Below are 25,806 nucleotides of genomic sequence, written 5' to 3' on the forward strand. Positions count from 1 at the left end.
CTCGCCCACACGGCACATTTGTGGCGCGAACTGGCGGGATCGCGCATCTTCATTACGGGCGGCACAGGATTCTTCGGCAAATGGATGCTTGAAAGCATCGCCGCCGCCAATGACGCGCTGAAAGTCAGCGTTGGCGCCACGGTGCTGAGCCGCGACCCGCAGCGCTTTCTCGCCCGCATGCCGCACTTGGCGAGCCGCACCGAGTTCCACTGGATACACGGACACCCGGCGATCTTCAGCTTCCCGAAAGCCCATCACGACTACGTGCTTCATCTGGCTACAGCCACCAGCGCTCACCTCGGCCAGACCGATCCCGTCGAAATGCTGAAAAACAAGCTGTCCAGCATCGCACACGTGCTCGACTACGCGCGCCAAACCGGCAGCCGCCGTATGCTGGTCAGCAGTTCCGGCGCCGTCTATGGCCGGCAGCCGGCAGAACTCAAGCGCATCCCCGAAAGCTACTGCGGCGCACCCAACCCCATGAGCCCGGCCTCCGCCTACGGTGAGGGCAAGCGACTGGTTGAGCAGATGTGTGCGCTGGCACCCGAGGTCGATACTGTGATCGCCCGGTGCTTCTCCTTCATCGGGCCGCATCTGCCGCTCGACGCGCGTTTTGCGGTCGGCAATTTCCTGCGCGATGCGATGGTGGGTGGTCCCATCGTAATCCAGGGCGACGGATCGGCCATACGCAGCTATTTGCATGCCGCGGACATGGTCATCTGGTTGCTCACGCTCCTGCTGCACGGTGAAGCTGGGCGAGCCTATAATGTCGGCAGCGACGAGGCGGTTTCGACGCTTCAAATGGCAAAACGAATCGCATGCTGCTCTGCAACCGCGTGCAGCATCGAGGTTCGTGAATCACCCGGCACATTCAGCGCGGATACATATGTACCGGATATCTCCCACGCGAAGCTCGGGCTTGGCCTCGACGTTTGGATTTCCTTTGATCAGGCAGTGAAGAGAACCTGGTCGGCACTGACCACAATAATGGCGCAACACCGAACCGACGATCCGGGCACCCGAGCAGAATGACCAGGCTCAAGCTCATCAATTCGCTGCTTGCCCACCGCTACCTTGTCGGCCAACTGGTGCGCCGCGAAGTGCTGCTCAAGTATCGAGGCTCCATATTGGGGATAGGCTGGTCATTCCTCTATCCGCTGCTGCTCCTTTTTGCCTTCACTCTGGTCTTTGGCGGCATTTTTGGCGGCCGCTGGAGCGGCGGCGGCGGTGGCAAAAGCGGATTTGAAATGGCTTTGTTCATTTATTGCGGCCTCGTCCTCTACGCGCCATTTTCCGAGGTTGTCACCAACGCCCCAAAGCTACTCCTGGCTAACCAGAACTTCGTCAAGAAGGTTGTTTTCCCAACAGAAATCCTGCCCCTTGTTGCGCTGGTGGCGGCAAGCGTACATGGCGTCGCGCATATCGTTCTACTGGTACTGGGTGCACTGCTGGCGGGTCATCATCACAGCACGGCGCTGCTCATACCTCTCGTTCTTGTTCCGGCATGGCTGATGACGCTTGGCATCGCATGGTTCCTCACCGCAGCCGGAGCCTACGTCCGCGACGTGGCCCATGGCATCCCCATCCTTGTGCAGTTGCTGATGTTCATGCTGCCAGTTTTTTACCCGAGCAATGCCGCTCCGGGGATATTGCAGGCCATCAATCGAATCAATCCATTGGCTGTCGCAATGGAAGATATGCGGCGGACGCTTCTGACTGGGGAATCACCAGTTTGGATAACATGGTTCGGCATGTTGGGAATCGGCATCACCTGCCTACTGCTTGGATACACTTTTTTTGCTCGATGCCGCGAGGAGTTTGCCGATGTGCTCTGACACCGTGATTTCAGTATCCGGGGTCAGCAAGACCTATCGCGCCTACGATCATCCACTACATGCGCTGCTGGCCCGTGCCAGCAGCGGCCGCATCGGACGGCACAAGGAATTCCACGCGCTGCACGATGTGAGCCTTGAAATTCAGAAAGGTGATAGTGTCGGAATAGTTGGCAGAAATGGTTCTGGGAAAAGCACCCTGTTGCAATTGATCTGTGGCGTCTGCAAACCAACATCCGGCAAGATCGACGTTTCAGGCCGGGTATCTGCACTGCTCGAACTCGGTTCCGGCTTTCACCCTGAGTTTACGGGGCGCGAGAACGTGTTCCTGCAAGGCGCGATCATCGGGCTAACTCGCGAAGAAATGGAAGCCCGCTTGGATGACATTGCAGCGTTCGCAGACATTGGCGAGTACATGACGCAACCGGCAAAGACATATTCAAGCGGTATGTTTGTCCGTTTGGCCTTCGCGGTTGCGGTCAGCATTGATCCCGAGATTCTGATTGTGGACGAAGCCTTGGCGGTCGGCGACGCACTTTTTCAGAAACGATGCCATGCCAAGATTATGCGCCTGCGTGAGTCGGGCTTGACGCTGCTGCTGGTTTCTCATGATCACGAACTTGTCCGGAACCTCACGGAAAAGGCCTTGCTGCTGGATCATGGACGCGTCGTTGCCTGGGGAAAAACCAAGGAAGTTACCCGCAGTTACCGAAAACTGCTTTTCGAGGAAGAAGCACACTATTGGGGAGGAGCAGATGCCGACGCTATGCAGCGCGCCCAACTGCGCCAAGGCAAGCCGGAGTCGTCCTTCGGCATGGGCGGAGCCACGATCAAGCGGGTTCGGATATTCGCGGCAGACCGGAGGCCACGCATGGTCTTTCTGGCTGGCGAACAGATCGTCATCGAAATTTCTGCTCAGATCGAGACGCCATTGACCCACTTGAATGTTGCAGTTGTTATCAGAACCCTCACCGGTACAAAGATTTACTCTTGGGGAACGTTCAATCAGGACATTGCTGTTTGGGCCGGAGTTGAGGAGAGGGATGTATTTTGGGACAAGGAATTCAACATTGGTGATGAAACTGTTGTCACGCTCTGCCTCGACGGTAACCTGGGAGCAGAAAGCTATGAGGTGCAGGCAGTGATTTCTCGAGAATTGGGGAAGCAATACGGATCGCAGCAGATCCTGCACTGGCAGGATGAGGCGGGATTCTTCCGTGTGGAGATGAATTCTGCCGTACATGTCTTTGGTGGAGTCTGCGACATGCGTGGGAAAGCCGTTTTCAATGACTGACTATCTCGGCCTCTATGACGGGTATTGGCAACGTCCGGACCGAATTGGCGAATCCTCTTTTGATGACCCTGAACCGATTGCACGCCAAATAGTCGAGCTCTGTGGCTCGGGCAGAATGCTTGATGTCGGCTGTGGCATGGGCGCGCTCGTCAGAGAGCTACTTGCCCAAGGCGTTGATGCGCAGGGCGTGGATGTATCGCCGACAGCTGTCGCGCACTGCAATCGATATGCCACTGGCCGATTTTTTTCAGGCTCGATATTGAACCTTCCATTCCCCGACGGTAGCTTCGATACGGTCATTAGCACTGACTGTCTGGAGCATCTTGCCCCAAACGACGTAGCGACCGCTCTAGCCGAGATTCATCGAATTTGTCGTCGACAGGTGTTCCTGCGCGTGGCCACCGGGCCCGACAGGGACGGTCGCTGGCACCTGACGATCGAGAAGCGGGCCTGGTGGGAGCAGATGGCGTTCCAAGCCGGCTTCCGCAAACACCCGGGGTATTACCGGATCAACCCTTTTGAAGCCTTGGAATACGATGGCTATACAGTAACGATTCCGCTGGAGAAGATTCTGGACAAGGCATTGACTGCCTACCCCTTGAATGCCTTGCAGCTTGAGCGTGATCTGCACATGGATATGTTCCGCGAGACCGGACGCCGCTCAGACGCTCACGTGCATCGCTATCAATTCGCCTCCGGGTTCGTCAGACCGGGAGATGTGGTGGTCGATGCCGCCTGCGGCCTCGGCTATGGCTCACATCTCTTGGCCAGCCTCACCCCTGCGGGACGAATTATTGGCGTCGATGTTTCCGAATATGCCGTCGATTACGCCAAGCAAAACTTTGGCAACTACTCCTCGCGCATCGATTTCTATCTCTCAGACGCCTGCCGGCTTTCCTTTATCGACGACGCATCGATCGATCTGTTCGTCAGTTTCGAGACGCTTGAACATGTGCCGGATCCTGACGCATTGCTTGCAGAGGCGGCGCGGATCCTCAAGCCCGGTGGCAGGCTGCTCATCAGCGTACCCAACCACTGGGCTGACGAAAGCGGCAAAGATCCGAGCCCCTGGCACCTTCACGTGTATGACTGGACCCGATTACATCAGCAGTTGGAGCGTTGCTTCCTCGTCGAACAGGGCTGCGGAGAAACCGCCGGAGGCGGAATGCGTCTTCCTGATCACCACAGGGAGTTCTTTACGTTCCCTGGACAAGGGCACCCGCTGCGTGACAGTGAGTGGCTGTTGGCTGTTGCCATGCGTGATCCTGTTGCGGGAGAGGACGTTCCCTACCGGGACACCATGTATCCGGATGCACAGGCGCCCGCCAATCTGATCGAGTTTGCCCGCGACTACGTCAATCCGCATCTCGTCCATGCGCTGGTTTCGTTGCCGTGGCGGCTTCGGGACAAAACCCTGCTGGCAGATCTGGCGCGGCGCGTCCGCGATCACTACGATTCTGGCACTTCGGACCATGCTGCTGCAATCTGCGTTCTGGCCTATCAGGCACTGGACGACCCGACCTTGACTGTCGAGAACACCCGCGACATCGTTCGCGGAATCGAAGCCATATGCAACTCAAACATCGCGATTCCTCACTACCGCCGCTGGCAAATTTCCAATGCCTATGCAGCCGCGTTACTCTCACGCAGGATCGGCGCTCTAGACGACGCCACCTATTGGTTCCGGCGCTGCGCTGATTATGACTACCTGTACTTTTCGCACACCCTGGCCACCAAGACCGTGAGCGCTGCCTATAACGCCGGCAGACTATTGCTAGCCCAAGGCGAAACCGATGATGCGCATCGATACTTCAATCGAGGCGTCGACGCGTTCTTTGCCATGATGTCAGGTGGAAAAACTGCTTGGTTGGGTAGCAAGCACTGCCCTTTCGATTTCCCCTACTTTGAGCTCACCGAAGTCGCGGCCGCGGCGACAAACTGTGTAAATAGCCTCCGCGCACTTGCACATCCGGCCGACTTGACGACGCTCCAACGGCTGCCGGTAATTAACTTGCAGTCTGTGGTAAACGAACAAGCGAGGGTCTTGGCAGAACAGGAACAATATGTCCGTTATCTTGAGCAGCATCTCAGCATCAGGAGACTAGCCTACCAAGCAAAACTCGCGCTCCAACGCGCATGGCAGCGGCTGATCAGGGCCAGCCGTCCACATTAATGCAGAGGTCTGGAGCCACCATGCCAGTTGTAGCGATCATCACCAGAACCAAGAACCGCCCCCGAATGCTGGAGCGGGCTCTTGAATCCGTTTCCAAGCAGACTTTTTCTGACGTGGCCTGGACGCTTGTGAATGATGGCGGAGCACCGGGTCCCGTCGAGTCGATCGCCCAACAGGCGCGGCAAACGGGATTGTTCGTCAACGTCATCCACCATCAACAAAGCTGTGGCATGGAAGCCGCCAGCAACGCCGGAATTCGCGCCTCAGACAGCGAGTTCGTCGTGATCCATGATGATGACGACAGTTGGGAGCGGGGGTATCTGGAAACCTGCGTCGGCTTTCTTCGCGAGTTCCCGCGCTACGCCGGCGTCGTCACCCAGTCGACCAAGATCGAGGAAGAGGTTTTGCCGGACGGCATCAAGATTCTGACGCGCAGCCCGTTCAATCCTGACCTGCTGAGCATCTACCTGCACGAAATGGCTCAGGAAAACACGTTCCCGCCGATCTCGTTCCTGTATCGCCGATCCGTCATCGAAAAGGTCGGCTTGTACGCCGAAGATCTGCCCGTCCTGGGAGACTGGGAATTCAACCTGCGCTTTCTGGAACATTCCGACATCGGGGTGGTTCCCGAGGCTCTCGCCAACTATCACCATCGGCGCAACCTGTCGGACGCGCAGAGCCAATACGGCAACAGCCTGTATGCCGCCCAGAATCGCCATATCGAGTACGACGCAGTCGTTCGCAATCGATTGCTTCGCCGAGACCTGGCCCTAGGCAAGCCAGGGCTCGGCTGGCTGGTTGCGACAGGGCGGCAACACCTTGCACTGCGCCGCCTCGACAACTCGATACAGCGACTGGTGCGACTGGGATCCCGATTCGGCCTTGACCGTCTGCTCCGGCGAATGTGATTCCGGCCCATGTTCACCCGGCTTGCCGAGTCGCAGTTTCTACATTACGCAATTGGTTCCGGCAGCGGCGGACTTTCAGCGCTTCGACGACTGGCATCCCAGCCTGCCTGCCGAATGCTCACTGTTGACCTGTTCGACACCCTGCTGTTGAGAGGCGTTCGGCCAGAAACCGCGCGCTTCAAGAGATTGGCCGATCGCCTGGCGGGCCTGAGCGATTGTCGCGACCAGAACGTCTCTTCAACCGCAATCCTCGAGGCAAGGCTGCAGTGCTGCAGACTGGCCTATCAGGCGGCGGCGGCGGTTAACTCCACTCGCGAGGCAAAAATCGAGGATGTGCTGAAAATGCAGGTGGCGTCATTGGCTCTTCACCCTGACCTGCGAAACGATTTTCTGAACCACGAACTGGAACTTGAAGCCAAAAGCCTCCGGCCCAACCTTCCGCTCGTCAACCTGTGTCGCCAACTCCTGCAAAACGGCCTGCGCATAGCCGTGGTCAGCGACATGTACCTGGATGTCCTCTCCTTGCGTCACCTCCTGCGCCACCACGGCCTCGATGATTTTTGCGAGACTGTGTATGTCAGCGCCGAATATGGCGTCAGCAAGGCCAGCGGACATCTATTCAGCTTGGTCGCGGAACGTGAAGGCACGTCATTTCCAGCGATTGTTCATGTGGGCGACAACTTTCGTTCGGATTTCATTGCGCCGCGCCGCAAAGGCATTGGGGCAGTTTGGCTGCCAAGAGCTATATCATGGCGACTCTATAACGGCCTGTGGAATCGCGCCCTTTACATCAAACATGTTCACTTCAAGGGGCTCTGAATTCATGACCGACTACACTCAAGACTTCTACTCGGCGCAGCAAACAGAAAGCCTGCGATCGGCCAGAATAGTGCTTCCGTTATTGTTCACGCACTATCGCCCCAAATCGGTGGTAGACGTGGGATGCGGTGTCGGTCCCTGGCTAAAGGTCTGCACGGAGTTGGGGATTGACGACGTCCGCGGACTTGATGGCAGCCACGTGCCAACCGAATCTCTCATGATTCCCCACGATCGCTTTTGCCCGGCAAATCTGGCCGAAGGTATTGCTGCAGAACGCGAATACGACCTCGCCATCTCCCTTGAGGTCGCGGAACACCTGCCTGCCGGCCGAGCGCGTTCCTTCGTTGGAGATCTTGCACGATTGTCAACTGTTGTTTTGTTTTCGGCTGCGATCCCTTACCAAGGAGGCACCGCCCATATCAACGAAAACTGGCCTGAATACTGGGCTACCCTGTTCCGCAGTTTTGGTTTCGAACCACTTGATTTCCTGCGTCCGCGTTTGTGGAACAACGATGATGTCTGCTGGTGGTATAGACAGAATATGCTCGTTTTTGTCAGAGAGGATTTTGTCCACGAAAGCGGCCTGGCTTTCGCCCGCCAGGAGGTCGCCTGGCCGCTGTCAACAGTCCATCCCGACATGTTCCTCTGGGCCGTCGCGCGCCCGAAACGTATTGCCGCGTCCCGCTACCCCCACGATGCTACGTTGCGCGCCGCGCAGGTCGCCGCCTGGCAAGAAGGCAAGGCAGAGACTCCGCAGCAAACACATGCCTATGGGGCAGAGTTCCACGACGACTTCGGGGGCTTCAACCCGCTGCGACGGCTAAGGCGTTTGGTCAGCCGCTTCAGCAGATGAGCGAAGATCTCACGCGCCGCCAGTTCGCTACGGAAGTTCTAGGGCCGATCTTCTATGCTTACTGCCACCGCCTGTGGTTATTCCAGATGGGAACCGACAAGGCGTCCACCGTTGCTCTGTTTGCCGCACGGGGTGGCCTGCGCCTGCTTGCTCTGTATGACCGGTTTCTGGCAATACAAAGGGTTTCTTCCCCGGTCCGTTGTCATCCGTTCATGATTTCTCGTCTGGCGGCCGCAAAGGGATGCTACTGCAGCGCTCCGGAAGTTGTCCGGGAACAAGTGGTGCGAATATTTCGAGCCCAAACCATTGGCACACTTGCCGGTGCGCTCATTCCATCCGGCACGAAACCGCCGATCCAATTGATGCCCGGCGAGGTTTCGGATAAGTTGATGGGTGCGCCTGTTTCCACGGAAACCTTTGATGCTCTGGTGAATTCAGACAGCGAATACGGCCGGTGGCTAAGGCAGCACCTGGAAGAACAGGGCGATCTGCTTCGCGACTACGTGCTCGAACTGGCAGGCACTAATAGTCGTATCCTGCTTTGTGATACTGGGCTTTACGGATGCACTCAGGCCATGCTTGCGGCCGCGAACTCCGAACTTGACTGGACCGGAGTCTATTTCGGCAAGGCCAACTATACGGGCGAATTCGCCCGGCATCATCTGGACGCATTTGGCCTGGTGTTTGGCCGCGACCATCCATCGCTTTTCGTTCCGGCAACAGCCTTTCTGCGCTATTGGCATATCTGTGAGATGCCTATGGAGCCACCGTTACCAAGTGTTGCATACTACTTCCGAGGCCACGAGGGACAGACACTGTGCAACATCGAGGCAAGGTCGTTGAAGAGCGTGGTCGAAACGCCCGGCAACCCATACTACGAGGGCATCTGCGATTTTTTTGACGCGCATGTCGAACCCCAGCCGGCGACGGAAATCAACCGCGACTTCAGGCTTGCGACAAAGCGGCTGCAGCGACTGATCTACCTGCCCGCGGAAAAAGATGTGCACGCCATGACAGTCGGTAGCCGTTGCCCCGATTTTGGTCGACAAGGGGAAATTCCAGCAATGGTGGCTGTGACGCCGAAGACAACAACTGCCAAAAAAGTATTCTTGGTGCGAGATGCGCTGTGGCAGGAAGGGCAGACACGCCTTGCCTTTCCGATCATCGGCGGCCTGCTCAATGTCGTACGCTGGTGTCTCCGACTTGCAGCAGACGTCGCTCGTTTGCCATTGGCGGCAGTTCGGCGATAGCGCTTTCCATAAGTCCCAGATGGCGAATCCTTCCGAACCAACCAGCAACTACGAATTTGGGCACGCCACGCTAGGTCCTGTCATAGCCTCATTCGCCCTGCTACTGATCCGTGAGGCGGGGCGCAGAAAGCTCCACCGTCTTGCCTTCGTCGCGCGCGATGGCGAACTGTTGTGGAAAGCCACCCAGAGGCTTCTGCATGGCTTACCGGCACAACCCGCCCTTGATCTTGTATACATCTATCTGTCCCGGCAAGCGACAGCACCGGCCGCCCTTGACACGATGGATGCCGCCGCGTTCAAAGCCGCCTCGGCTGTACGCGCTGGGCCGCTTACGGTTGGCAAACTGTTGGAGTTTCATGGGCTGGGCGGCAACGGCCTGATCGATCAGCTTGAAAAGCACAAACTTGCCATGGACACCGGAATATCTTCGTCATCCATGCTGTCGGGTCTGTTTGCGGACGAAGGATTTCAAGCAGAAGTCGCGACCATGATCGCGGAGCAAAAAAAGCTCCTTTTAACCTATCTCTCTCAGCAGGGCATCGACGCGGGGTCATCAACAGGACTGGTCGATATAGGATGGCGCGGCAGTATCCAGAGCAACCTGTCGAAGGTAGTTCCCGGCATTCTGCCGGGCTTCTATTTCGGCCTGTGGTCTGAAGGCAGTTCGCCGGACACGTTGCCGCCGACCGCTTTGGGTCTCATTTCCGACCAGCGCCGTGGTCGGTATTTGCGCGAAGGCGCTGCCTGGCACGTAGCACACTTGCTCGAGGCAATTTGCCGTGCCCATGAGGGAACGACCCTGAGTTACTGCGAAATGGACGGTCGGGTCGTTCCATTGCTCGCCGCGGATCACATCCGTCGCGCAGAAATCGCGTCTGATGCATCCGCAAATGACATACGTACCGGCATTCTCGATCGCATCGAAGAACTTGCGAGAGACACCTCATGGAATTGTCAGAGCGATAACGAACTTCGGCGCGGAGCGCAGAATTCGCTCTTCAAACTGGCATTCTTTCCCAGTGCCGCCGCCATTGTCGTAGGAAAAAGCCTGGTTCACACTGAAGGGCACGCTGGTGGATGGAGCGCTCCCTTGATCGCACCTGGTCCCTACCGGCCTTTCACAGCCCCCCGCCAATGGTTGGCGGGCTTGGCGTCACCATGGCGATCGGGATATGTCTGCGCAACCGGCGGCAAGGGTTTCGCGTGGCTCTTTCTAGGCATGGAAGCGGTGCTTGCGTCCTTGCCGCCACAAATGCGGTGCCTGCTGGTCAACCTGATGCGTCGTTTCGCGGGCCTGCTCTCTACCCGATCGAAATAAAGAAGATCCCTCAATGACCACCACTGTCGCAAGTTACCTCGCCAACCGATTCGCCGAACATGGCCATCGCCACGTCTTCCTGGTCACCGGCGGCGGTGCGATGTTCCTCAACGACGCCCTATGTCATCACCCCGACATCGCGCCTGTGTTCTTCCATCACGAGCAGGCCGCAGCCATGGCTGCCGAGGCCTACGCCCGCATCGCCGGGCAGCCGCCGATCCTGAACGTCACCACCGGGCCGGGCGGTATCAATGCCCTGAACGGCGTTTTCGGCGCCTGGACCGATTCGGTGCCGATGATCGTCATTTCTGGCCAGGTCAAACGGGCCACCTGCCTGGCGACAACGCCGCTTGCCGGGCTGCGGCAACTGGGCGACCAGGAGTGCGGGATCGTTCCCATGGTCCGCGGCATTACCAAGTATGCGGCGCTCGTGGAACGACCCGAGGACATCGCCTGGCATCTCGATCAGGCGCTGCTCCTGACGACTTCTGGCCGGCCGGGGCCGGTGTGGCTGGACATCCCCATCGACGTGCAAAGCGCGACCGTCGACCCACGGCAACTTCGCCGCTTCGAGCCTGCGTGCGCAACCGGCGACACGACATCCATCCCGGACATCGAGCGCATTGTCGAGCGCCTGCGCAGCGCCAACCGACCGGTGATTCTCGCCGGCAGTGGTGTGCGCGCGGCCCACGCCACTGCCGAGTTCGATGCCGTAATTCGGCGCCTCGGAATTCCGGTCACCACCGCCTGGACGCACGACTTGATCGCTTCGGACGACCCGCTGTTCTGTGGTCGGCCCGGAACGATAGGTACGCGCGCCGGCAACTTCACCGTCCAGAACGCGGATCTATTGCTGATTCTCGGGAGTCGGCTCAACGTCCGGCAGGTCAGTTACAACTGGCAGGCCTTCGCGCCGCAGGCATTCAAGATTCAGGTCGATATCGACCAGGCCGAGCTGAACAAGCCCACCGTGAAGCCCGATCTGCCAATTGTTGCCGATCTCAAACACTTTCTCACGGCGTTCGCGAAGACCTTGGACGACTGGCGTCCAACCGCGACTCACCAGGCCTGGCTGGCGTGGTGCAAACAGCGCCTGCTCGACTATCCGAACGTGCGCCCCGAACAGCGCGTAACGGCCGGCGCTACGATCAACCCCTACCACTTCATCGAAACACTCTTCGAGCAACTAGCAAGCGACGACATCGTCGCCTGCGGCAACGCCACGGCGACCATCGTTCCCTTTCAGGCGGCAGCGATCAAGCGCGGCATGCGCATGTTTTCGAACTCGGGCAGTGCGTCGATGGGCTACGACCTGCCTGCTGCGATTGGTGCGTATTTCGGTGCGCTCGCTGGCCGTAATCAGCAGCGGCGCGTCGTTTGCCTGGCCGGAGACGGCAGCATCATGATGAACATTCAGGAGTTGCAGACCGCTGCCCAGCACCGGCTGCCACTGAAGATCTTCGTGCTCGACAACTGCGGCTACCTGTCGATCCGCAGCTCGCAAAGCAACTTCTTCGGCCGCCTGGCTGGCGCCGGTCCCGAGTCCGGCGTAGCGCTGCCCGATTTCGTCGCCATTGCCAAGGCCTTCGGCATTCCGGCGTCGCGCCTCGATGCTGCCGACTTCGCCGAACGCCTTCAGGACATTCTCGACGCCCCTGGTCCGCAGCTGTGTCAGGTGATGCTTGACGAGAAGCAGTCATTCGAACCCCGCACGAGTTCGCGCCAGCTCGACGACGGCCGCATCGTCTCGGCGCCATTGGAGGACATGTACCCCTTCCTCGACAGAGAGGAACTCGCGCGCAACCTGTGGCCGCCGAACGATGCCGACCCGCCTGCCTGAAATCGTCGACTACTGTTGGCAGTCTGCTGTACGTCGAAGTTCCGGCAGAGGCTTGGCGGCCAGCGCCTGGTTCCAGAAAACTGCGCGCTGCCTGCCTGCGTCTGCTGCTGCGCAATCGGCCGTTGCTGATTGCCGCCGATGTGCTGTGCACGGCCAGCCGCATCAAGCTCGGGCGGCTCCCGCCGCTAGGCTTCGTCGCCATGCGCGAGCATCTCAACTACTTCACCACCGAGTCGGTCCAAGCCCTGCTGCGCAACTGCGGCTTCGTCATCGACGCTTCAGGCATCAACAGTACCGGGCAGATCTTTGCGCTCGCCCGGAAAGCGATCACGAACGATGATCCGCTCGGCGAGGGAGACGATGTCGGACGACATCTCGTCGATGATCCGTCCGGAAAGCAGGCGCTCGGACGGCCAGGCGCGACGCTGCGCGTTCAATCCGTATAGAATTCACGTGACTCAAGATCAGCACTCGGACACCCATAACCACCTGTGCCACCCCGGTGGCTAGACCACCACACCGCCAAGCCCATGAGCCATTCGCAAACGTCGCCCGGCGCCGAGATTTTTGAACATCTGTTCGTCCTCGAACTGGCGAACAATCACCAGGGACGCCTGGAGCGCGGACTGCGGATCATCCGGGACTTCTCGCGGATCGTGCGCTTCAACAACGTCAAGGCGGCGATCAAGCTGCAGTTTCGCGACGTCGATGCTTTCATTCATCGCGACTTTCGTGAGCGCGCAGACATCCGCTACATCAAGCGTACCCTTGACACCCGGCTCTCAAAGCTCGAATACGCGACGCTGATCAACGCCATCCGACAAGCAGGCTGCATCCCCATGGCGACGCCGTTCGATGAAGTCTCGGTGGAGCTTTGCGTCGAGCTTGGCGTCGAGCTCGTCAAGATCGCCAGTTCGGACATCAACGACTGGATCCTGATCGAGAAGATTGCGACCACCAAAAAGCCGGTCATCGTCTCCACCGGTGGCTCGTCGCTGAAGGATATCGACGACCTGGTCAAGTTCTTCAATCGCCGCGGCATTCCGCTGGCGATCAACCACTGCGTCTCGCTCTACCCGTCCGAAGACCACGAAATCGAGCTCAACCAGATCGATTTCCTGCGCCGACGCTATCCGCACAATGTCATCGGTTTCTCGACGCACGAACAGCGCGACTGGCAGACATCGATCGCCATCGCCTACGCCAAAGGCGCGCGCACGTTTGAACGACACATCGACATCGCCGCTGACGGCCTGCCGGTCGCGGAGTATTGCAGCCTGCCACATCAGATTGACCAGTGGTTCAAGGCGCACAAAAAGGCTGCAGAAATGTGCGGCGCACCGGGCACCCAGAAGCGCATCTCGCCGAGCCGGGAAAATCAGTACCTCGATGCGCTGGTCCGCGGCGTCTACGCCCGCCACGCGCTCGGCAAGGGGCACGCGCTTTGCGACGAGGACATCTACCTGGCCATCCCGCTGCAGAAAGGCCAGATTTCCTGCCGCGAGCTGATGCGCGGCGAGTTGCTGCTCTGTGACGTCGCCGCTGACGGCCCGATCATGATCGACATGATCGACAGCCCTTACGCCGAGAACGAGCAACTCAAGGCACTCATTTATCAACGCGGCCTGTGATCGGATAGCTTCATGTTTTGCGCAATCTTCCCCGCACTCGACGGCACGCCGCACTCTCGCACGCTTTCGTCATGACACATCCGACGCCATGAAGCTGATCAGCGTCGTCACCGGCTGCTTCAACGAAGAGGACAACGTCGACGCGCTCTACGCGCGCATCCGCGAGCAGTTCGAACGCCTCCCCGCTTACGACTACGAGCACATCTTTATCGACAACGCGTCGACCGATAGCACCGTCGCCCGCATCAAGGCCATCGCCGCAGACGACAAGCGCGTCAAGCTGATCGTCAACACCCGCAACTTCGGCCACATCCGCTCACCGACCCACGCCCTGCTGCAGGCGCGCGGCGAAGCAGTCATCGCCATGGCCTCGGACCTGCAGGAACCGCCCGAACTGATTCCGGAATTCATCGCGCGCTGGGAGCAAGGTTATCGCGTCGTCGCCGGAGTGAAGCCGAGTAGCGCCCACACCACCGCGATGACCTTCGTTCGCCGCTTTTTCTACGCTACGATCGGGCGCATTTCGGATACCCGACTGATCCCCAACTTCACCGGCTTCGGCCTGTATGACCGGGAGGTCATCGAAATCATTCGCCAAATGGACGACCCCTACCCGTATTTCCGCGGGCTGATCGCCGACATCGGCTTTGCGCACGCGGAAGTCCCGTTCGTCCAGCCACGGCGAAGCCGCGGCATCAGCAAGAACAACTTCTACACCCTGTACGACATGGCGATCCTGGGCATCACCAGTCATTCGAAAGTGCCGATCCGCCTGGCCACGATGGCCGGATTCGCCCTTTCAGCGCTCAGCCTGCTGGTGGCAATCGCCTACCTGATCTACAAACTGGTCAGTTGGGAACAGTTTTCAGTGGGCATCGCTCCAGTGGTCATCGGCTTCTTCTTCTTTGCTTCGGTGCAGCTGTTTTTCATCGGCATTCTCGGCGAATACATTGCGGCGATTCACACGCAGGTCCTGAAACGACCGCTGGTGGTGGAGAAGGAGCGCGTCAATTTTTCGCCGGTTGATGAATGATGCCGCTTGAAGGCGGCCCGGCGGACGACGCAGCGCTAGAGCCAGGTGCTCGGCAAACGCAGCAGCGCCAACAGGCGGATGCCCTGGTCGGCGCGCCTGCCGGCGTCGACGGACTGACCGCCCTCGCTCTGGCCTATCTGGCGTTACCGAACCTGATTTTCTTGTTTGGCTGGTTGCGCCTGCCAATCGCCCTGCTGCTGTGCAGCGCGATGATCTATTTCATCGCCCGGGTGTTCCGCCCGTGGCCCGCCGTATGGCGTTCCCAACATGCGCGGTCGGCGGTCGTATTGCTGGTCCTGACGAGCTGCGCCTGGGCAGCCTTCGGCGGTGGCAGCCACTTCATGCACGCCAACGCCGACTGGTACATTCGCGACGCCGTTCTCGGTGACCTCGTAAACGCCGAGTGGCCAGTCCACTACCTGGCGGCCGACGGGACAGCACTGATTCTTCGCTCGGCAATTGGCTACTTTCTGCCGCTTGCGGTGTTTGGCAAGCTCTTCGGGCTTGCTCATCTCGACCTCGCGGTCTACGCCTGGACCACTTTCGGTGTGCTGATCTTCCTGCTGATGCTACCGCTACCTGGAAGAGCCGGTTGGCGACTCGCTGTGGCGCTACTACTGGTGGTCTTCTTCAGCGGAATGGACTTTCTTGGCCAGATCATCGCCACAGAGTCAATGCCGCTCTTTCCGTTACGGCTCGAATGGTGGGTTCCCATGAGTTACCCCTCGCTCACCAATCAGCTGCTCTGGGCACCCAATCACTGCCTGCCGATCTGGATCGCAACAGTGGTCTTCTTGCGCCACCTGAACGGGGCTGAACTATTCCGGGTCACCGTCGCCTTGCTGCCCTTAACCCTGATCTGGACCCCTTTCGCAGCAATGGGATTGCTACCGTTCGCGGTGCTTGGAGCAGCGAAATACCAACGCCGGTTTGGCGGGCAGAGCCTGCCGTGGAGCAGCATCGTTGCGGCAGCCGCGTTTTCTCTGCCGATTGCCCTTTTCCTCCTGCTCGACACCGGGAACATCGAGTCCACGCTGGCGACGGTGCCGCCCGCTGCTCCGGTAAACTACCCTTTACAGGCAGCTTCCCTCCACTTGTACGCTCTCTTCGTCAGTTGCGAATTTCTGTTCTTGACCCTCGTGCTCGCTCCACACGTTCGCGACAGCCGCGCGGAGTTCTGGCTCGCAGTGATCGTACTGCTGGCTCTGCCGCTAATCCGTTTCGGACCCTCGAACGATCTCGGCCTGCGGCTCAGCACGACACCGCTGCTGGTCTTGCTGGTGATCTGCGTGCAAACGCTTCTGGCACCTGGCCGGCTCGCTGCGCCGTCCAGCCTCTGGGTGGCCTGCCTGTTTCTTCTCGCCGGCGCGCACACGGCTTTCAACGAGTTCTGGCGCGCCGCCACCTTTCATCGAAGCCCCGCGGACTACCACTACACGCTGGCGGATCGCCAGGGTGGCCAAGCCGCCGCGCACTACGTCGGACGTCTCGGCACTGCCACGCTACCGAATTGGATGAAGCCACTTCCGGCACCCTACTCGCGAGAAAAATAGTCCTCAGCCACACGCAGCTTTGACACCCCGCTTGTGGCGCCTACGTTTCTATCGGCACATCGCTTCACTTGACGGCGCCGAATCGATAAAGCGGAAAAACGCGTCCTCCAGGGTGAGGGCGGGGCGGATGTCGAGCACCGTATGCTGCGCCGCACGCAAGGCATCGAGCGACTGCCAGAGCTGGTCACGGCGGACATCCGCACGCCATCGTCCATTCGTTTCGGCAACAAATCCGCTCACCGGCCCGGCCCCTGCTGAGCGCACGGTCACTTTTTGTTCATCATGGAGCAGCTCGCCAGGCGCTTGCACCGTCACCAGCTCGCCGCGATTGATCAGCCCGAAGCGGTCGGCGAGGCGCTCGACGTCGTGCAACACGTGTGAGGTGAGCAGAATCGTTCCGCCAGAGCTGCGATAGTCGCTGAGGACGTCCACAACGTCCTTGCGCCCCACCGGGTCAAGCCCGGACAGTGGCTCGTCGAGAATCAGCAGGCGTGGCCGTATCGCCATCGCATGTGCCAGCGCGACGCGCTGCGTCATACCCTTCGAGAAGCTGCGGACGCGCTTGTCGGCCACGTGCGAGAGCGCAAACCTGTCCAGCCACTGCATGCAGTGCTGGCGCGCATCCGGCAGCTTGACACGATGGATCGCCAAACCCATCGTCAGGATTTCGAGCGGCGTCAGATAGTCGTAGAGACTCGGGTTCTCCGGCACGTAGCCAAGGCCGCGCCTGGCCTCGGGTAATGACACATCTTTGCCGAATAATTCTGCACGCCCCTTGCTGGGTTGCAATACGCCAGTCAGCACCTTGATCGTCGTACTCTTGCCCGCACCATTGGGGCCGATGAAGCCGAAGACTTCACCTTCGCTGATGGTCAAGGACAGTCCGCGCACGGCCTCGAATGCCGGTGTCCGCCAGGAGCGTGGGTAGGTCTTGCACAAGGCATCAATGAAAATTGCGGGACTCATTTTTTCAGGCTACTCGCGAAGACCGGAAGACCATCGGCGTCAATGGCAAAACCGGAGCCAAAGGAATCGACAGGCAGGCTATCGATCAACCCGGCACTCAGCAGGTCCTGAAGCGATTCGGGCGGTTTACCACGCCTCTCTGAATAGACGGTCGCCGCACGCCGCAAGGCAGCGAGATCGCGTAGGCGCTGACTACGCTGATGCAGGTAAGCGGCAAAATCCTTGCGCTTGGCCTGGGCGGCCATCGCGTCGACGATTCGGGCGGCCATGTCAAGATCCTGGCTGCGATCCAGCCAGCTGGCGGCAAGATCTTGCATCGTTAGCCGTTCATCCGGGTCCGGCAGTTCCTCTGCGGCTCGCCGCAACCACTCCGACGCGCCCTGCACGTCACCCATGAAGTGAAACAGGTTGAAGGCGTAGTAGAACGGTGGCTGATAGTCAAAAAACCGCGCCACCGTGGCTCGACGCAAGATGACCTGCGTGGGCTCTACCTGCCCCTCCCAGGGCAGTATCGCCGTGGCAATGTAGTAGTTGTCTTCGTGCGCAGGGTTCAGCCAGGACGCATCTTTCTGAACCTGGCCAAGCACCGCGTATTCCTCGGGTGCCATACGGCTGGTCTCGGTGACCAATGCGCGTATGACCGACCAGTTGGCCGCCAGGTAGCGGTCACCACCGGCCAGCGCGACCTGCACGAAAATCGGCAGCGCGACCTCTATCTCCGCATTCGGCCGTGATCGCTTGACGCCTTTCAGGCCGCTCTGCCCCAGCCAGAAAACAAGCCCCCCAGCAATCACGACCAGCAGCGGCAGTAACGACAAACGATGACCCATGCCGGCCTTCAAAAGAACTCGCGCCGGCCGAAAGTAATCACCGCCATGGCCAGCAGCACGAGCACATAGCCGGCGCCCATCAGCAATCCGTACGAAACAGCCGCGTCACTCAGGGGGACGCCATACATCGGCCACGTCCGCCAGTCGAGGCGAGACAGGTCGGGAAGCAGGTACTGGATGGTCTCCAGCAAGGACCCGTAGCGACCGATCAACTCCTGATCGCCATCGGCACCACGTTCAAGGTAGTCAAGCACCGCACCCAAGCTCTTTCCAGCCACCGCGAACAGCGCGCCCAAGGCAACCGGGAGCATCTGCACGGTTGACAGGCTGGCTATCCACAACGCAAACGCCGCAACCACCGCAGCGTCAGCCCACAGACCGCCAATGGTCAGCCAGTAGGGCCAGCCGGTCTGGACGGCATAGCTCTGAGTATATTCACTACCGGAGACGATCACCGATAGCCACAACAGCCCGCCCAGCGCCACAGCGGCGACGGCCAGCAGAGCCAGTACACCAAAGAAACGGCCCAGCAAATAGGCCCCACGGGAAACCGGATAGGCCAATGCATACAGCACCGTCCGCTTTTCCACCTCGCGGCCGACAAGTTCCTGCACCCAAAAAAGGGCGAACAACACCAGGCTGAAGCGGATTCCGGAAAACCCGACGTCCATGGTCACGGTCTGCGGCTGTCGCGGAGAAAAGGAGGCCGCCAGAAAGGCAACGCCGACCAGCAGCGTCCCCAAGACAAGGATCAGCAGCACCGCCCGGCTACGGAAGCCGGAACGGAGCGCACTAAGACAGAATGACCACATGCAACGGAAAAAACGCGCCGAGGCGCGTTCTTCTTCCTTCAGGGTGACCCATCAACTCGAGTCGCGTGCGGTAGCCGCAGTAGTAGCGGTCACTTTGGCCGCGCAACCGGTCGAACTGTCGCACGATTCCATGGGCTTGATACCACCGCCGCCCGTACCACCGCCAAAAGTGTTCTTCCCTTTCGATGATCCAGCAACGACCCCAAACGACAGGTTGGTGTCAGCGTAGTGACTAAACACGTTCGCCGAGCACTTAGCCTCGAACGTTCGTTTGGTGTACTCGCCAACAGCAACAGTCTTGGATACACCATCACCAACACAAATCGCCGCCCCACCCGCGTATGCGACGGAACTTAAGACTGACGTCAGCAGGCCAGCCAGCAATAGAGTTTTCTTCATCATATTCTCCAGGATCTAGATAGCGAGATTATTCTTGGGTACTGGCAACAACGGCTGCCGTGAGAATGTTCTTGGCGTCCGACTGCGCAGCCTTGTCTTCACCCTTCTTGGTGTACTCGGAGAACTGCGGGATGGCGATGGCGGCGAGAATACCGATGATCGCGACGACGATCATCAGCTCGATCAGGGTAAAGCCTTTTTGCAGCTTCTTCATGTTTTGGACTCCTTCCAGTAGGTGCAACGGACAATCCGTTGATTTAACCAGTATCAAGTTCCGTGCCAGGAGCCTGAAAGCACGCAAAAGCGTGACTTTCCGCACGCAGCGCCGATCAACGGCGCCACATTTCGTCACTCAACTGACACAAATTGTCACAATCCCGCTCAACAGGGATACCGAAAGCAAACGCTCCCCCGCGGCCCGCGATCGTCAATCGCCCAGCGCCGCACGCCGCACCCCACTGCACTCCACTCAACCCCCAACCACACGCTCCGGCGCCGTCCTCGGCAAAGTCAGCGTAAAACTCGCACCCTGCCCCGGCGGGCTATCGACCTCGATGCTGCCGCCCAATACCGCGGTCACCAGGTTGTAGACGATGTACAGTCCGAGGCCGCTGCCGCCCTGGCCGAGGCGGGTGGTGAAGAAGGGTTCGAAGATGCGATGGAGGATCTCGGCGGGGATGCCCTTGCCGTTGTCGCGGTAGCGCAGCACGATCTGATCGGGGGCGACACGCTGCGCCATGATCTCGATGCGGCCCTCGACGCTGCCCTCGTTGCCCTCGTTGCCCTCGAAGCCATGCGCCAGCGAGTTGCCGACGAGATTGGCGATGACCTGTTCGAGCGGACCGGGGTAGCTGTCCATGGCCAGGTCAGCCGGGATTTCCAGCTCGATGCGGTGCCGGCTGTGCTTGAAACCGGGCCGCAGGGTGAGCAGCATCTCGTCCACGGTCTGCCGCAGGTCGAACACGCGCCGGCGGGCGCTGCTCTGATCTACCGCCACCTGCTTGAAGTGGCCGATCAGTTCGGCGGCGCGGGCGGTATTGCGTTCGAGCAAGTCGAGCGCTTCGCGGCCTCGGCTGAGCAGGGTGTCGACCTGGGCACGGTTCAGGCGGCCGCTGGCAACGGCGTCGGCGAACTCGCGAAACTGCTCGCCGAGGACACTGGCGACGACGCGCGCGTTGCCGAGCGGTGTGTTCAGTTCGTGCGCCACGCCGGCAACCAGGTTGCCCAGCGCGGCGAGCTTTTCCGCCTGCAGCAGTTGCGCCATCGCCTGGCGCAGCTCGTCGGTACGCTCGGCGACCAGTTCCTCGAGGTGTTCGCGATAGCGTCGTAGCTCCTCCTCGACCTGCCGACGCTCGGTGATGTCGGAGCCGACGCTGAAGACCTCCACCACCTCTCCGCGGCCGTTGCTGATTGCCCGATTGGTCCACGAGACCCAGACGCGCTCACCGCTGCGGCGCATGTTCTCGTTGATATTGCGCTCGAAGCTCTCCGGTTTACGACAGATATCCAGCATCAGCGGGCGCAGATCCTTGCCACTCGTTTCATACGGGGGAACGATGGTGCCAATCACATGCCGGCCAAGCAATTCGTCTTCCGAGTAGCCAAAAAACTTCAGACCGAAGTCGTTGATGAAGTTGACCTTGCCCTCGGGACTCCAGCGCAGGATGATGCTGTTGGCGTTTTCGACGAGTTCGCGGTATTGCAACTCGCTCTCCAGCAGCGCCTGCTCGGCGCGCCTGCGCTCGGTGACGTCTTCGGCCAGAACGAGTTGCGCGGCACGCCCCTGATAGGAGATGGCGTGGGCCACGATTTCGACGTCGATGATGGTTCCGTCCTTGGTGACATGTTGCCAGACCCCGGGGCAATCGCCGCTCTCTTCAACCGAGACGACATCTTCGAGGAGAAGCGGTGTGTCGTCGCTGAGGCGTATGTCGCTCACCGGCATGCTCAGGAATTCAGCGCGCGAATATCCATACCTGCGCAGGGCCGCATCATTGACGTTCAGGAAAGCGAGCGAGTCCCGGTCGTAGACCCACATCGGATGCGGATTGCCGTCGAAGAGAAGCCGGTAGCGCGCCTCGCTCTCGCGCAGCGCCTGCTCGGACTGTTGGCGTTCGATCCGCGTACGCAGCACGCTGATGCCAAAGCTCAGATCGTCCGCCAGCTCGCTCAACAGAGCCACTTCCTCGGCGTCGAAGGCCCCCAGGGCCGCCGAGTAAATGCTCAAGGAGCCCAGGATCCGCTCGCCATGCCGCAGCGGCAGGGCGCACAGGGCGACATAACCCCGCTCGATGGCGCCAGCGCGCCAGGGTGTGAAGCCGGGCTCATTGGCGATGTTCGCCAGCACGCACGGGTGGCCGCTACGAATGGCGATGCCGCTGGCGCAGCCCCCGCGCTCGCTGTCCACCCAGGAGCAATTCAGCTGCTCGAGGTAGCCGGAGGCATGGCCAGCGTGCGCCACCGGTCGCACGCTCCGCGCGGCGTCATTTTCCGCGTAACCGACCCAGGCCATTCGGTAGGCACCGACCTGCACGACGATCTCGCAGACGGTGTTCAGCAATTCGCTCTCGTCGTTGGCACGAATCAGCGCCTGATTGCATTCGCTGATCATCGACAGCTGCCGGTTGACTCGCTGCAGCGCCTGTTCCGCGTGTTTGCGCTCGCTGATGTCGATGACGATACCGCGATATTCGGTCACCTGCCCGGCCGCGTTGCGCTCGATTGCGGTCCTGTCGTCAAGCCAGCGAATCGTCCCGTCCCGGCAGACGACCCGGTATTCCTGCTGAAAGTGCTCGTCGTCGTGTGCGGCGTGGGCTTGCACCTCGGCAGAAACCCGTTGCCGGTCGTCCGGGTGAATCAGTGCGTCGAAGCGAATCGATCCATCCCGCAACTCCGCTGACGAATAACCCAGCTGGCTGACGTTGTCGGAAGCAAATGCCACGGGCCAACCCTCTTCGGCACGCCAGCGGAAAAGCATCGCCGGGCTGCTTTCCACCACCATGTTCGCTTGCCGCAATTGCTCCTCGACGCGTACGCGATCGCTGATATCAACGGCCACTCCGATCACTTCCAGCGCGCCGTCCGCCTCCCGGACGGGATTGAAATAGGTCTCGAAAACCGTGTCGTTGACGCGCAGGGTGAAGTGCTGCGCCTCTCCGGCAAGCGCGCGGCGAGCCTTCTCGCAAACCTCCGGGTCGTGGCGATAAAGAGAAAAGATCGACTGCCCGACCGCCCTGCCGGGTTGCCAGCCGGAGTTCCGCAGCCCCTTGCCTTCGCTGAGCGTAAACACGCCCTGGGCGTCGAACTGGAAAATCACCAGGGGCAGATTGCCGATCAGCGAGCGATAGCGGGCTTCGCCAATCGCCAGCTCGCGTTCTCGCTGGCGAATGGCCAGCGACATGCGATCGAGATGCTCCGCCAGGCTATCCAGTTCCTTGACGTGCGCATGCGGCCAGGGCCGCTCATAGTCGCCGTCGGCAAAGGCCTGCGCTTGTGCTGCATAAGCGCCGATGCGCCGGGCGAAACCTCGCGCCACGATCCAGGTCGCGCTGATGGCCAACAACAGTGCCGCCAACAAGCCGGCAGCCAGCGCCCGGAAAGTGGCCAGAAAAGGTTCATAAGCCTCACTTCGTGGCTGCGCGACGAGAACCATCCAGCCGAGTTGCGGAACGCTGGTCAGCGTGCCAATAAAGCGCTCGCCGCCCCAGACGAAATTCCGGCTGCCGAAACGCCCCTGCATGCCGTCGCCAATCACCGGCAACTGAGCGAGCTCGAGCTGCCGAGCGTCAGAACGGCTTGGTGAACTGACAATCACCTGGCCACGGCGATCGAGGATCATTGTCGACATCCCGGCTTCGCCTGGCAGACGCTCGAGAAACTCGCCGAGCCGATCGATCGGCACTTCGCCAAGCAGGACGTCTTCACCGACCGGAATCGCCAGGCTCACCGCCAGGCGCGCGCTGACCTCCGACAGGAACACCTCAGACCACACCGGCGCGCCACGCGTACGCGCCTGGCCCAGGACCGCCCGGTCGGAGAGATCCATTAACAACGGCTCTTGCCACTGGCTACGCTGCCCCGCAGGAAGTCCGACGGCGTACACGACGTCGTCGGCGCCGACGATGTAAATCGCCGCGAAAACATCACCGACGCCGGCGTGTGCATCCAGGGCGTCGAACGCGAACGACGGCGGCTGCCCACTTCCCTGGCGAAGATGCGCAGCAGTCGCCGACAATTCGCGCTCGGCGCCGAGCAGCTGCACCTCGACCTGGTTGGCGATGGCACGGGCGAGTGCTCGCTGCTGATTGTCAATCTCGTCACGTGCCTGCGGCAGGGGCACCGCCAGCAACAGCGCAGCAACCAACAGCAGCGGCAGTACGCCGGCCAGGACGAAGCGCGAAGCCAGCCACAGCCAGAGCGGTCGCCCCGACACCGCTGCCCGTGCGGAGAGCGCGGCGGAGTTTGCGCCTGGTTCAGCGTTCAAGCCACGCCTCGAGCGGAGCACTGATGCAGCCATGCGACGTCGGTGAGAGCACGCACGTTGAATCCTCGCGTAGCGGTTTGATCGGCAGATTCATGGCGTGCAAGTCGCGCGGTTGGCAAGCGGACGGCGGTTCACAAAAGAATGGAGTCTAGTGTAGTGCGGCGTTGTTGATGAGACTTTCGGCGAGCCTGAAGGCAGCATGAAAGACTTTTGCTGACTGGCAGTCGCATCTTCCACCCCGCTGCCCTCGTCGCCACAGCCGGCACCCGCCCCCCGCTCACCGTCATTGCCGCGTCGGCTGCGCCTCCTCGCAATGACGGTAGGTCGGCGATGCTTGCCGCAAATCTCATCAGGAATGCAGCCCACTACACCAGGCTGCAGTTCCGCCTGGAAACCGACCCGTCGCGCGCTACCGGCCTCAAAACACCTTCAGCCCATGCAGCAGCACCGCGGCGATCGACAGCGGCGCCACGAAGCGAACCAGGAAGAAAACCAGGCTCACCAGCCGCTTGTTGCGCAGCGCTCCAGCGTTGCTCAACTGCCGGGCCATTTCCGGCAATCCATAGACCCAGCCGACGAAGAGACAGATCAGAATCCCGCCGAGCGGCAGGAGCACATTGGAACTGAGGAAGTCGAAGAGGTCGAAGGGATTCATGCCGAAGACCTTGAGCTCACTGGTCAGACTTGCCGACAGCGCTGCCGGCACTCCCAGGGCGGCAACCACACCGATGGTGCACAAGGAGGCGCGCTTGCGGCCCAGGCCATAGCGTTCGGAGAGAATCGCCACCGGCACCTCGAGCAACGAGAGCATCGCGCCAACGCTGGCGATCGCCGTCAGGATGAAGAACAAAGTCATGAACAGCGTGCCGCCGGGCATGGCCGTAAACACGGCGGGAATGGTCATGAAGACCAGCGATGGGCCGGCCGCGGGTTCAAAGCCGAAGGCAAACACGGCCGGAAAGATGGCCATACCGGCCAGCAAGGATACCGACAAATCGGCAAACATGACCCGCGTGGCGGTCACCGGGATGTTCTGGTTGTCGCGGAAATAACTGCCGTAGGTGAGCATGCAGCCCATGCCGATGGAGAGCTTGAAGAAGGCCAGGCCGAGCGCCGTAAGCAGGACGGCCGGGGTGATTTTCGCCAGATCCGGGCTGAACAGGAAGCTCAGGCCGGCGCTCGCTCCGGGCAGGGTCAGGCTGCGCGCGCAGAGCACCAGCAGCAGGATGAAGAGCAGCGGCATCAGTTTGCGGGTCACCGCTTCAATGCCCTTGGCGACGCCGAACATGATGATGCTGCCGGTCACCGCCAACACCACCCACTGCCAGAACAGCGAGCTAAGCGGATTCGCCACCAACTCGGCAAATATGGCGCCGGCCAGCTGCGGATCGGTGGTGGCGATCTGCCCGGCCATGGCTTTGAAGACGTAGGCATAGACCCAGCCGGCCACTTCCGAGTAGAAGGCGAGAATCAGCACTGCCGCCGCGAAGCCCATCCAGCCGATACTCTTCCACCACCACTGGCCGCGCGGCGCGACCCGGTCGAAAGCGCTCACCGCGTTGGCCCGCGCCGCACGCCCGAGCATGGTCTCGGCGATCATCACCGGCAGACCGACCAGCAGGGTTGCCAGCAGATAGACGAGCAGGAAACCGGCGCCGCCATTGGCGCCGGTCAGTGAAGGGAATTTCCAGATGTTGCCGAGTCCGACGGCCGAGCCGAGCGTCGCCACCAGGACGCCGAATGAGCTGGTGAAACCGTCGCGGGAAGATTGATTCATCGTGTCTCCGAATACTGAATTACTGAATGGGCAAA

General features: G+C 60.3%; 21 protein-coding genes. 14 read left to right on the forward strand and 7 right to left on the reverse strand.

Annotated features, from left to right (window positions below; genetic code table 11):
- The first annotated feature begins 18 nt into the window (after positions 1 to 18).
- From QZ648_RS16490 to QZ648_RS16555, 14 genes are all read left to right on the forward strand, one after another.
- Positions 19 to 1,032, forward strand: a complete 1,014-nt coding sequence (locus QZ648_RS16490) for an NAD-dependent epimerase/dehydratase family protein (RefSeq protein ID WP_291997702.1) — start codon at positions 19 to 21, stop codon at positions 1,030 to 1,032.
- Positions 1,029 to 1,835 carry an ABC transporter permease gene (locus QZ648_RS16495; protein ID WP_291997703.1) on the forward strand — a complete coding sequence of 269 codons (807 nt, stop codon included), beginning with the start codon at positions 1,029 to 1,031 and terminating at the stop codon, positions 1,833 to 1,835. Before QZ648_RS16490 ends, QZ648_RS16495 begins: the two co-directional genes overlap by 4 nt.
- Positions 1,825 to 3,126, forward strand: coding sequence for an ABC transporter ATP-binding protein (locus QZ648_RS16500; protein ID WP_291997704.1), 1,302 nt, complete (start codon positions 1,825 to 1,827; stop codon positions 3,124 to 3,126). The genes QZ648_RS16495 and QZ648_RS16500 overlap by 11 nt, the downstream gene beginning before the upstream one ends.
- Complete coding sequence (locus QZ648_RS16505; protein WP_291997705.1) at positions 3,119 to 5,299, forward strand: methyltransferase domain-containing protein; 2,181 nt, start codon at positions 3,119 to 3,121, stop codon at positions 5,297 to 5,299. The genes QZ648_RS16500 and QZ648_RS16505 overlap by 8 nt, the downstream gene beginning before the upstream one ends.
- Complete coding sequence (locus QZ648_RS16510) at positions 5,263 to 6,207, forward strand: glycosyltransferase family A protein (RefSeq protein ID WP_291997706.1); 945 nt, start codon at positions 5,263 to 5,265, stop codon at positions 6,205 to 6,207. Before QZ648_RS16505 ends, QZ648_RS16510 begins: the two co-directional genes overlap by 37 nt.
- A gap of 9 nt (positions 6,208 to 6,216) precedes the next feature.
- On the forward strand, positions 6,217 to 7,026 hold the full coding sequence (locus tag QZ648_RS16515) for an HAD family hydrolase (RefSeq protein WP_291997707.1): 810 nt from the start codon (positions 6,217 to 6,219) through the stop codon (positions 7,024 to 7,026).
- A gap of 4 nt (positions 7,027 to 7,030) precedes the next feature.
- Positions 7,031 to 7,879 (forward strand): methyltransferase domain-containing protein, encoded by an 849-nt coding sequence (locus QZ648_RS16520; protein ID WP_291997708.1) that lies wholly within the window; start codon positions 7,031 to 7,033, stop codon positions 7,877 to 7,879.
- A complete protein-coding gene (locus QZ648_RS16525; protein ID WP_291997709.1) occupies positions 7,876 to 9,129 on the forward strand; it encodes a hypothetical protein in 1,254 nt (417 codons plus the stop codon). Before QZ648_RS16520 ends, QZ648_RS16525 begins: the two co-directional genes overlap by 4 nt.
- A gap of 19 nt (positions 9,130 to 9,148) precedes the next feature.
- Entirely contained in the window at positions 9,149 to 10,447 is a 1,299-nt protein-coding gene (locus QZ648_RS16530; protein WP_291997710.1) for a hypothetical protein, read from the forward strand.
- Positions 10,448 to 10,460: 13 nt separating this feature from the next.
- Positions 10,461 to 12,287, forward strand: a complete 1,827-nt coding sequence (locus QZ648_RS16535; protein ID WP_291997711.1) for a thiamine pyrophosphate-binding protein — start codon at positions 10,461 to 10,463, stop codon at positions 12,285 to 12,287.
- Positions 12,288 to 12,409: 122 nt separating this feature from the next.
- A complete protein-coding gene (locus QZ648_RS16540; RefSeq protein ID WP_169066987.1) occupies positions 12,410 to 12,733 on the forward strand; it encodes a hypothetical protein in 324 nt (107 codons plus the stop codon).
- 84 nt (positions 12,734 to 12,817) lie between these two features.
- Positions 12,818 to 13,918: an N-acetylneuraminate synthase family protein gene (locus tag QZ648_RS16545; protein WP_291997712.1), complete on the forward strand. Its 1,101-nt coding sequence runs from the start codon at positions 12,818 to 12,820 to the stop codon at positions 13,916 to 13,918.
- A gap of 88 nt (positions 13,919 to 14,006) precedes the next feature.
- On the forward strand, positions 14,007 to 14,951 hold the full coding sequence (locus QZ648_RS16550; RefSeq protein WP_169066988.1) for a glycosyltransferase family 2 protein: 945 nt from the start codon (positions 14,007 to 14,009) through the stop codon (positions 14,949 to 14,951).
- Positions 14,948 to 16,504 carry a hypothetical protein gene (locus QZ648_RS16555; protein WP_169066989.1) on the forward strand — a complete coding sequence of 519 codons (1,557 nt, stop codon included), beginning with the start codon at positions 14,948 to 14,950 and terminating at the stop codon, positions 16,502 to 16,504. Before QZ648_RS16550 ends, QZ648_RS16555 begins: the two co-directional genes overlap by 4 nt.
- 48 nt (positions 16,505 to 16,552) lie before the next feature.
- Here the strand turns inward: QZ648_RS16555 and QZ648_RS16560 are convergent, their stop codons facing one another.
- The 7 genes from QZ648_RS16560 to QZ648_RS16590 form a co-directional block, all read right to left on the reverse strand.
- On the reverse strand, positions 16,553 to 17,470 hold the full coding sequence (locus QZ648_RS16560) for an ABC transporter ATP-binding protein (protein WP_169066990.1): 918 nt from the start codon (positions 17,468 to 17,470) through the stop codon (positions 16,553 to 16,555).
- Positions 17,467 to 18,300: a hypothetical protein gene (locus tag QZ648_RS16565; protein ID WP_169066991.1), complete on the reverse strand. Its 834-nt coding sequence runs from the start codon at positions 18,298 to 18,300 to the stop codon at positions 17,467 to 17,469. Before QZ648_RS16565 ends, QZ648_RS16560 begins: the two co-directional genes overlap by 4 nt.
- 8 nt (positions 18,301 to 18,308) lie before the next feature.
- Positions 18,309 to 19,112: an ABC transporter permease subunit gene (locus QZ648_RS16570; RefSeq protein ID WP_336511684.1), complete on the reverse strand. Its 804-nt coding sequence runs from the start codon at positions 19,110 to 19,112 to the stop codon at positions 18,309 to 18,311.
- Positions 19,113 to 19,163: 51 nt separating this feature from the next.
- Positions 19,164 to 19,514, reverse strand: a complete 351-nt coding sequence (locus tag QZ648_RS16575; protein WP_291997713.1) for a hypothetical protein — start codon at positions 19,512 to 19,514, stop codon at positions 19,164 to 19,166.
- A 25-nt stretch (positions 19,515 to 19,539) separates the two neighbouring features.
- On the reverse strand, positions 19,540 to 19,725 hold the full coding sequence (locus QZ648_RS16580) for a prepilin-type N-terminal cleavage/methylation domain-containing protein (RefSeq protein ID WP_169066994.1): 186 nt from the start codon (positions 19,723 to 19,725) through the stop codon (positions 19,540 to 19,542).
- A gap of 255 nt (positions 19,726 to 19,980) precedes the next feature.
- Entirely contained in the window at positions 19,981 to 23,994 is a 4,014-nt protein-coding gene (locus QZ648_RS16585; protein WP_291997714.1) for a PAS domain S-box protein, read from the reverse strand.
- A gap of 418 nt (positions 23,995 to 24,412) precedes the next feature.
- Positions 24,413 to 25,771 (reverse strand): sodium-dependent transporter, encoded by a 1,359-nt coding sequence (locus QZ648_RS16590; protein ID WP_169065741.1) that lies wholly within the window; start codon positions 25,769 to 25,771, stop codon positions 24,413 to 24,415.
- Positions 25,772 to 25,806: the final 35 nt, after the last annotated feature.

The organism is Candidatus Accumulibacter sp. ACC012 (genome assembly GCF_907163155.1).
GTDB classification, from domain to species: Bacteria; Pseudomonadota; Gammaproteobacteria; order Burkholderiales; family Rhodocyclaceae; genus Accumulibacter; species Accumulibacter delftensis.

Bases quoted from the DNA above. Each gene is read 5' to 3' on its own strand.
- QZ648_RS16495 (WP_291997703.1), top strand. From the start codon at position 1,029: ATGACCAGGCTCAAGCTCATCAATTCGCTGCTTGCCCACCGCTACCTT.
- QZ648_RS16500 (WP_291997704.1), top strand. From the start codon at position 1,825: ATGTGCTCTGACACCGTGATTTCAGTATCCGGGGTCAGCAAGACCTAT.
- QZ648_RS16505 (WP_291997705.1), top strand. From the start codon at position 3,119: ATGACTGACTATCTCGGCCTCTATGACGGGTATTGGCAACGTCCGGAC.
- QZ648_RS16510 (WP_291997706.1), top strand. From the start codon at position 5,263: ATGGCAGCGGCTGATCAGGGCCAGCCGTCCACATTAATGCAGAGGTCT.
- QZ648_RS16515 (WP_291997707.1), top strand. From the start codon at position 6,217: ATGTTCACCCGGCTTGCCGAGTCGCAGTTTCTACATTACGCAATTGGT.
- QZ648_RS16520 (WP_291997708.1), top strand. From the start codon at position 7,031: ATGACCGACTACACTCAAGACTTCTACTCGGCGCAGCAAACAGAAAGC.
- QZ648_RS16525 (WP_291997709.1), top strand. From the start codon at position 7,876: ATGAGCGAAGATCTCACGCGCCGCCAGTTCGCTACGGAAGTTCTAGGG.
- QZ648_RS16530 (WP_291997710.1), top strand. From the start codon at position 9,149: ATGGCGAATCCTTCCGAACCAACCAGCAACTACGAATTTGGGCACGCC.
- QZ648_RS16535 (WP_291997711.1), top strand. From the start codon at position 10,461: ATGACCACCACTGTCGCAAGTTACCTCGCCAACCGATTCGCCGAACAT.
- QZ648_RS16545 (WP_291997712.1), top strand. From the start codon at position 12,818: ATGAGCCATTCGCAAACGTCGCCCGGCGCCGAGATTTTTGAACATCTG.
- QZ648_RS16550 (WP_169066988.1), top strand. From the start codon at position 14,007: ATGAAGCTGATCAGCGTCGTCACCGGCTGCTTCAACGAAGAGGACAAC.
- QZ648_RS16555 (WP_169066989.1), top strand. From the start codon at position 14,948: ATGATGCCGCTTGAAGGCGGCCCGGCGGACGACGCAGCGCTAGAGCCA.
- QZ648_RS16560 (WP_169066990.1), bottom strand. From the start codon at position 17,470: ATGAGTCCCGCAATTTTCATTGATGCCTTGTGCAAGACCTACCCACGC.
- QZ648_RS16565 (WP_169066991.1), bottom strand. From the start codon at position 18,300: ATGGGTCATCGTTTGTCGTTACTGCCGCTGCTGGTCGTGATTGCTGGG.
- QZ648_RS16570 (WP_336511684.1), bottom strand. From the start codon at position 19,112: ATGTGGTCATTCTGTCTTAGTGCGCTCCGTTCCGGCTTCCGTAGCCGG.
- QZ648_RS16575 (WP_291997713.1), bottom strand. From the start codon at position 19,514: ATGATGAAGAAAACTCTATTGCTGGCTGGCCTGCTGACGTCAGTCTTA.
- QZ648_RS16580 (WP_169066994.1), bottom strand. From the start codon at position 19,725: ATGAAGAAGCTGCAAAAAGGCTTTACCCTGATCGAGCTGATGATCGTC.
- QZ648_RS16590 (WP_169065741.1), bottom strand. From the start codon at position 25,771: ATGAATCAATCTTCCCGCGACGGTTTCACCAGCTCATTCGGCGTCCTG.